The following is a 1,098-nucleotide window of genomic DNA, read 5'->3' on the forward strand; positions in this document are numbered from 1 at the left end:
TCATTCAACAACAGAGTGCTACAATTGATAGTCTCACCAATGAACTTGCCCTTCTGCGTGAACAAGTGGCTTATCTAACGCAAAAGCTCTATGGAAAATCCTCTGAGAAAAGTGTTTGTCCATCTGGACAAGTCAGCCTTTTTGAGGAGGAAGCTTCATCTGATGAAGATGGAGAGGTTCCCAGTTGAAAGAGAAGAAATCACCTATAAACGTAAGAAAGCTAAAGGAAAACGTCAAGCTCTTCTTGCCCAATTCGATTCAGAAGAAGTTCATCATCGCTTAGAGGATTGCATTTGCCCTGACTGTCAGGGAGAGCTAAAAGAGATTGGAGCGAGTCTTCAAGGCCAAGAATTAGTCTTTATTCCTGCGCAATTAAAACGCATAGATCATATCCAACACTCTTACAAATGCCAAGCATGCAGTGAGAAAAATCCGAGTGATAAAATTGTGAAAGCTCCTATTCCTAAAGCCCCTTTGGCGCATAGCCTTGGCTCAGCTTCTATTATCGCTCACACCATCCATCAGAAGTTTAATCTGAAGGTCCCCAATTATCGCCAAGAAGAAGATTGAGCTAGGATGGGTTTACCAATCACACGTAAGGAAATCTCTAATTGGCATATCAAGGCGAGTCAATACTATTTGGAGCCCCTCTATAACCTCTTGCGAGAGAGACTATTGACTCAGCCCTTACTTCATGCGGATGAAACTTCTTATAGGGTGCTAGAGAGTGATAGCCATCTGACCTACTATTGGACTTTTTTGTCTGGGAAAGCTGAGAAGCAAGGAATCACGCTGTACCACCATGATCAGCGTCGAAGTGGTTCAGTAGTACAAGAATTCCTAGGAGATTATTCTGGATATGTGCATTGTGATATGTTGCGGCAGTAACTTAGGACTTTAGTCCTCTAGTTCTGCCTATGCGATAGCAGTCCAAGGTTTAGGAGCAAGGCGACGCTAAGCTTGGTAAACTGCGAACCGCTAGAAGCTTATCGTCAACTGGAAGAAGCTGAACTTGTTGGATGTTGGGCGCATGTGAGAAGGAAGTTTTTTGAATCCACCCCCAAGCAAGCAGATAACTCACCCTTCGGCGCTAAAGGT

At 43.8% G+C, this 1,098-nt stretch carries 1 protein-coding gene and 1 pseudogene; both read left to right on the forward strand.

The window, feature by feature from the left end; translation table 11 throughout:
• The first annotated feature begins 2 nt into the window (after positions 1–2).
• Positions 3–188, forward strand: a complete 186-nt coding sequence (locus tag HT693_RS00595; protein WP_249275471.1) for a transposase — start codon at positions 3–5, stop codon at positions 186–188.
• Positions 163–1,098, forward strand: a pseudogene (locus HT693_RS12315) (transposase); the annotation flags it as partial. The gene HT693_RS00595 and the pseudogene HT693_RS12315, both read left to right, overlap by 26 nt.

The organism is Streptococcus sp. 2154, from assembly GCF_013277255.1.
Taxonomy (GTDB): domain Bacteria; phylum Bacillota; class Bacilli; order Lactobacillales; family Streptococcaceae; genus Streptococcus; species Streptococcus pseudopneumoniae.